The following is a 4,991-nucleotide window of genomic DNA, read 5'->3' on the forward strand; positions in this document are numbered from 1 at the left end:
GACCCCGCTCGCTTCGCCGGGCACGCGGGCGACCCCGCCGGGGGCAACGGCGCGGTGCTGCTGCGCAACCACGGGCTGCACGCGGAAATCCGCATCGACCGTGCGCACGCCATCGGCAGGGACCATGCCGCCGGGGTGCGCGACGTGGTGATGGAAGCGGCCATGACCACCATCCTCGATTGCGAGGATTCGGTGGCCGTGGTGGACGGCGCGGACAAGGCGCTGGCCTACCGCAACATGCTGGGCCTGTTCCGGGGCGACCTGTCGGCGGAATTTCCCAAGGGCGGGCGCACCGTGCTGCGCACCCTGAACCCCGACCGCGAGTACATCGGGCCGGACGGCGCCGCGTTCTCGCTGCCGGGCCGCAGCCTGCTGCTGGTGCGCACCGTGGGCCACCTGATGACCACCGACGCGGTGCTCGCCCGGTCCGGCGAGGAAATTCCCGAAGGCATGCTGGACACCATGGCCACGGCCTACATCGCCCTGCACGACCTGCGCGGCACGTCCAGCCACCGCAACAGCCGCACTGGCGGGGTGTACATCGTCAAGCCCAAGCAGCACGGGCCGGAAGAGGTGGCCTTTACCGTCGAGCTGTTCCGCATGGCGGAAGACGCCCTGGGCATGCCGCGCAACACGCTGAAGATAGGCATCATGGACGAGGAGCGCCGCACCACGGTGAACCTGAAGGAGTGCATCCGCGCGGCGGCGGAGCGGGTCATCTTCATCAACACCGGCTTCCTGGACCGCACCGGCGACGAAATCCACACCTGCATGGAGGCGGGTCCGGTGGTGCGCAAGAACGCCATGCGCGGCGAACGCTGGATCATCGCCTACGAGGACTGGAACGTGGACACGGGCCTGGCCTGCGGCCTTGCCGGGCGTGCCCAGGTGGGCAAGGGCATGTGGGCCAAGCCCGACATGATGCGCGAGATGGTGGAAACCAAGATCGGCCATCCAAAGGCGGGCGCCAACTGCGCGTGGGTGCCTTCGCCCACCGCCGCCACCCTGCACGCCATGCACTACCACGCCGTGGACGTGGCCGCCGTGCAGAAGACCCTGGCGGGCCAGCGCCGCGCCACCCTGGCCGACCTGCTGACCCTGCCCCTGATGCAGCCAGCATCCCGCCCCACCCCGCAAGAGGTGGAAGAGGAACTGGCCAACAACGCCCAGTCCATCCTTGGCTACGTGGTGCGCTGGGTGGAACAGGGCATCGGCTGCTCCAAGGTGCCGGACATCACCGACGTGGGGCTGATGGAGGACCGCGCCACCCTGCGTATTTCCAGCCAGCACATCGCCAACTGGCTGCACCACGGCATCTGCACCCGCGAGCAGGTGGTGGCGGTGCTCAAGCGCATGGCCGCCGTGGTGGACCGCCAGAACGCGGGCGACCCGGCCTACCGGCCCATGAGCGCGGACTTTGACGCCAGCGTGGCCTTCCAGGCCGCCTGCGACCTTGTCCTGCTGGGGCGCGAGCAGCCCTCCGGCTACACGGAACCCATCCTGCATGCCCGCAGGCAGGAGGCGAAGGCGAAGTTCGGCATCCTCTAGGACGAATGGCGTCTGCCGCCGCCCCGGGCACGTCGATACGCCCGACACACCCGACACGCCTGATATGATTGTCCCCGCCGGAAGACAGCTTCCGGCGGGGCTTTTCGTCGTGGGGCGGGCCGACCGCCGGGTTGGTCGGAAAATAATGGCGCTGCACGGGGGCTGCGGTATGGCGCGAACAGGGGAAGGCGCACGCGCATACGGGCCGGGCCGCGCCCGGCGGGGATGGGAACCGTCATGTCGGATGCCAACATTTGTGGCAAGGATACCAAGATCCTGCAACAGTTCCGCACTACCCTGTCGGCACAGGCCGGGTTGCTGGCGCGCGGCCCGTTCAGGGGCACGGAGGTGCACGCCGCCGTGGCGGCCCGCCTGGAAAAGCCGGATTTCTCGTGGGACGATGCCTACTTCGTGGAGCAGAGCCTTGCCCCGTTCCATACCGACGAACGCGTGCTCATCGAGATAGAGAGGCTGCTGGCGCAGGCCCGCAGCATCATGGACCCGGGCACGGCGGGATTCTATGCCGAGGTGGACCCCAAGCCCATGTCGTCCCAGTGCCGACGGGAACTGTTCGCGCGCATCCTTGTGGACCTGCAACTGGAATCGCAGAAGCGCGAGCGGCGCAAGTGGCTGCTGGAACGCACCTGCAAGTACCTCGTGTGGCTCATGCTGGGCACCTTTGCGGTCATGCTGTTCCATGCCGAACTGTCCGCCCTGGCTGCCGCCGTGTTCTGGATGGTGGCAGGGTGGCTGGTCAACTGGATGCCCGGCGGCATGGGGTCTGCGGGGGTGCCGTGGCGGGGGCCGGGCATCGGCCAGGTGATGCTGCTGGCGCTGGCGGGCGGCTGCGCGGGCGCGCTGGTGACGGTGGCCCTGCGCATGAACAACTATTTCAAGACGTCGCGCCTGCGCGAGGTGGAGTCGTACGCGTCGGCCTGGTACATCGGCAACCGCATGCTCATCGGTGCGGTGGGGGCGCTGGCGGGGTGCTATCTGGTCAACGCCAAGATCATCTCGCTGTTCAACATCAACGACCTGTTCCTGCCCTTGGGCAAGGGGGGCGGCATGCAGGGCGGGGCCACCGTGTACAGCATCGACGTGCTGAAGACGGTGGTGGTGAGCATTGCCTTCGGCTGTTCGGAATACTTCATTCCCGCCACGTTCGGAAAACTGCCCGTCCCGAAGGCGGACGCGGGCGGGACCACGGGGACCGCTGCCGGGGCCAGCGTTTCGCCAAGGGCCGCGCCCTCCGCGTCCAGGCCGCATCCCGCGCAGGCCGTCCGTTCCGGCAAGGCCGCCGGAGCGGACCGGGATGCCTCGCCTCCGAAACAGCCTTCGGAGCATGCACCGGAACATGCACCGGAACAGCCGACAGCGTCCCCGCCAGACCCCCTGGACCTGCTGGACCGGCTGAACCTGGACGAGCGGCTGGAAGCGGAAGGTACGGAACGGGCGGACACGCCAGGCAATACCCCGCGGGTTCTCCGCCCGGTCCCGGATTCGGACAAGGGGGCGGCGGGTTCCGGCGGAGGCACTGCGGGAGGCGCGGTCTGACATCGGGACGAAAGCGGGCATCGGGGCCACGTGCGGCCAACGCGCCGCCTGCGAATGACGCCGCCGCACCTCATGGCGGCGGCGTTCCTGCGTCCTGTCCCCGGCATCCCGTTTCGCCCCCCGGCGGCCCGCCCCCCGTCTTTCCCCTTGCTCCCTCCCCCTGCCTTCACTATTTTGCGATAATGGATGATCGGCCCCGCCGTTTCCGAAAGTCGGCCCGGCGGCACGCCGTTCGTCCCGGAATTTTCCGCATTGGCCACGGCTGGCCGCATGCCGCCGTCACATAGGGAGGTTGCCATGAAAGTGCTGATGATCGTCACGTCCAACGACAGGCTGGGCGATACCGGCCACAAGACCGGGCTGTGGCTGGAGGAACTGGCCGCGCCCTATTACGTGTTCACGGACGCCGGCGCCCGGGTGACCCTGGCCTCGCCCAAGGGCGGCGCCGCCCCCGTGGACCCCCGCAGTGAAACGGAAGAAGCCCAGAACAGGACAACCCGCCGCTTCACGGCGGACCCGGCGGCCATGGCCGCCCTGAAGGACACCGTGCCTCTGACCGAAGTGCGCCCGGAGGACTACGACGTGCTGTTCTACCCCGGCGGGCACGGCCCGTTGTGGGACCTGGTGGAAGATGCGCGTTCGCTGGCCATCATCGAGAAGATGCACCGCGCGGGCAAGCCCGTGGCGGCGGTGTGCCACGGCCCCGCCGTGCTGGTGCGGGCCACCACGCCCGACGGCAAGCCGCTGGTGGCCCGGCGCAACGTGACCGGGTTCTCCAACGCCGAAGAGGACGCGGTGGGCCTTTCGCAGGTGGTGCCCTTCCTGTTGCAGGACGAGCTGACCCGCCTTGACGCCAGGTACGAGCGCGGCCCGCTGTGGGAACCGCACGTGGTGGCGGACGGGCTGCTGGTGACCGGGCAGAACCCGGCCTCGTCAGAGCGCACCGCGAGGACGGTGCTGGAAGTGCTGGCCCGTTCGTGCGGCTGCGCGCCGTATTCGGGCGAACCCGTCAGGGAACCGGGGGAACCGGGGGAACCGGGGGAATCGGGGGCGTAGCCCAGGGCGATGGGCGGACGGGTGGCCCCGTGACAGGGCGGCAACTCCGTCAATCCGGGGAAAGGAAAACGGCAGGGGCAGGTGGGTCGGTGTGACCGCCTGCCCTTTGCCGTGTCTGCGGTGCGGGTGGCAGAAAGAGGGACGGGAAACGGCGAATGCCTGCCGAGTGGCGCTGGCAGTTGCGCTGCGGGGTGATGGTGTGTGACAGCGCGGCCTTGGGGCGGATTGCCGTCGCCTCGGTGGCTACCTTGGGCCGTTGCCGCCATTGCCATTTGCTGTGGGTCGCAGCAGGCAGGCGATGGCGTGGAACACGGTCTGCACGTAGCGGCCGGACAGCACCTCCGGCAGGGGGAAACAGGGGGGATCCCCGGACGGCTCGCACCCGGCCAGCGCGGTGAAGGTGCGGCGCGACAGGTCTTCCAGCGGCTGTTCCAGCATTTCGACCCACAGCCGTTCGCCCGCGCCGGGGCCGTCGCCGGGGTCGCTACCGGAAGGGCCGATGGACGGGGGGATGTCCGACAGGCGGCAGCGCAGCGGACGGCGGGCAAAGAGCATGCACCGCCCACTCGGTTCGTCCGGTTCGCCCGGTTCCTCCGGTATGCCCGGTGTGCCGGGTCCGCCTGTTGTGCCGGACGCGCCGGACGCGCCAGATGCGCCAGATGCGCCAGATGCGCCGGATACGCCGGGTTCACCAGATGCCCCAGACGCATCCGCCTTTGCGGTCCCGTCGGCCATGTCCGCCGTGCCGGGCCGGACGGCAGTGCCTACGACGCCCGCATCCGCCATCTGTGGCGTCCGGGCCAGCAGCGGACAGGCGGTCCGGCTCGCCGGGG

Annotated in this window: 3 protein-coding genes and 1 pseudogene; 3 read left to right on the top strand and 1 reads right to left on the bottom strand. The window is 69.4% G+C overall.

The window, feature by feature from the left end:
- The 3 genes from FVW27_RS07730 to FVW27_RS07740 form a co-directional block, all read left to right on the top strand.
- Positions 1-1,548, top strand: a 1,548-nt coding sequence (locus FVW27_RS07730; protein ID WP_167124085.1) for a malate synthase G, incomplete at its 5' end; no start/stop codon positions are given.
- Positions 1,549-1,785: 237 nt separating this feature from the next.
- Positions 1,786-3,102, top strand: coding sequence for a hypothetical protein (locus FVW27_RS07735; RefSeq protein ID WP_167124087.1), 1,317 nt, complete (start codon positions 1,786-1,788; stop codon positions 3,100-3,102).
- Between the two features lie 297 nt (positions 3,103-3,399).
- Positions 3,400-4,158 (top strand): type 1 glutamine amidotransferase domain-containing protein, encoded by a 759-nt coding sequence (locus FVW27_RS07740; protein WP_167124089.1) that lies wholly within the window; start codon positions 3,400-3,402, stop codon positions 4,156-4,158.
- A 243-nt stretch (positions 4,159-4,401) separates the two neighbouring features.
- Here FVW27_RS07740 and FVW27_RS07745 read toward each other — a convergent pair.
- Positions 4,402-4,991, bottom strand: a pseudogene (locus FVW27_RS07745) (hypothetical protein); the annotation flags it as partial.

It is taken from the genome of Nitratidesulfovibrio liaohensis, from assembly GCF_011682075.1.
Taxonomy (GTDB): Bacteria; Desulfobacterota; Desulfovibrionia; order Desulfovibrionales; family Desulfovibrionaceae; genus Cupidesulfovibrio; species Cupidesulfovibrio liaohensis.